This window comes from Butyrivibrio sp. AE3009 (assembly GCF_000420845.1).
Classification (GTDB): Bacteria; Bacillota; Clostridia; order Lachnospirales; family Lachnospiraceae; genus Butyrivibrio.
On record NZ_ATVS01000098.1, the window covers coordinates 1 to 1,635 of the forward strand.

Consider the following 1,635-nt stretch of genomic DNA (forward strand, 5'->3'; position numbering starts at 1 on the left):
CCGTACCGAAAGGAGCGGCGGAGCGCTGTGAAGAGAGAATGCCGGAATGAGTAGCGAGATGGAGGTGAGAATCCTCCAGGCCGAATATCCAAGGATTCCAGGGTAAAGCTGATCTGCCCTGGGGAAGTCGGGACCTAAGCTGAGGCCGAGGAGGCGTAAGCGATGGACAGCAGGTTGATATTCCTGCACTTATGTATATCAGAACTGTGGGGACGCAGGCAAAAGGGTCGAGCCGGGGAAGGAAGAACCGGTCCCGCAAGGGGGAACGAACTAAAAGTAGTGAAGCGACAGATATGACTGCCAAGAAAAGCCACTATAGCGTATACATAACCCGTACCGTAAACCGACACAGGTGGATGAGGAGAGAATCCTAAGGCCGACGGGAGAAGCATTGTTAAGGAACTCGGCAAAATGTCCCCGTAACTTCGGGATAAGGGGAGCCTGAGAAATCAGGCCGCAGAGAAGAGGCTCAAGCAACTGTTTAGCAAAAACACAGGTCTATGCGAAACCGAAAGGTGAGGTATATGGGCTGACGCCTGCCCGGTGCTGGAAGGTTAAGAGGAGAGGTTAGAGCAATCGAAGCTTTGAATTTAAGCCCCAGTAAACGGCGGCCGTAACTATAACGGTCCTAAGGTAGCGAAATTCCTTGTCGGGTAAGTTCCGACCCGCACGAAAGGCGTAATGATTTGAGCACTGTCTCGGCAATGCACCCGGTGAAATTGAAGTACCAGTGAAGATGCTGGTTACCCGCGCCAGGACGGAAAGACCCCATGGAGCTTTACTCCAGGTTGATACTGGGGTCCGGTACCATATGTACAGGATAGGTGGGAGACTAAGAAACGGTGACGTCAGTTGCCGCGGAGTCGCTGTTGGGATACCACCCTTATGATGCTGGGCTTCTAACCAAGGATCTTGAAACAGGTCCGGGGACAATGTCTGCCGGGGAGTTTGACTGGGGCGGTCGCCTCCGAAAGGGTATCGGAGGCGCTCAAAGGTTCCTTCAGAATGGACGGAAACCATTCGTAGAGTGCAAAGGCAGAAGGGAGCCTGACTGTGACACCGACGGGTGGAACAGATACGAAAGTAGGACTTAGTGATCCGGTGGTATGAAAGTGGGATTGCCATCGCTCAACGGATAAAAGCTACCCTGGGGATAACAGGCTTATCACTCCCAAGAGTTCACATCGACGGAGTGGTTTGGCACCTCGATGTCGGCTCATCGCATCCTGGGGCTGTAGCAGGTCCCAAGGGTTGGGCTGTTCGCCCATTAAAGCGGTACGCGAGCTGGGTTCAGAACGTCGTGAGACAGTTCGGTCCCTATCCGGCGCGGGCGTAGGATATCTGAGAGGAGCTGTCCTTAGTACGAGAGGACCGGGATGGACGGACCGCTGGTGTATCAGCTGCATCGCCAGATGCATAAGGCTGGGTAGCCACGTCCGGAAGGGATAAACGCTGAAGGCATCTAAGCGTGAAGCCCCCCTCAAGATGAGATATCCCATGCGCAAGCAGTAAGACCCCTTAGAGAGTATGAGGTTAGATAGGCACAAGGTGTAAGCACGGTAACGTGTTCAGCTGATGTGTACTAATAGGTCGAGGGCTTATCCAACGAATAGTTGGTATAGGAACAAAGGGAAA

1 rRNA gene is annotated in these 1,635 nt (G+C 53.3%); it reads left to right on the plus strand.

Features of this window, described 5'->3' with window-relative positions:
• Positions 1–1,606, plus strand: a 23S ribosomal RNA gene (locus G588_RS0118485); the annotation flags it as partial.
• Positions 1,607–1,635: the final 29 nt, after the last annotated feature.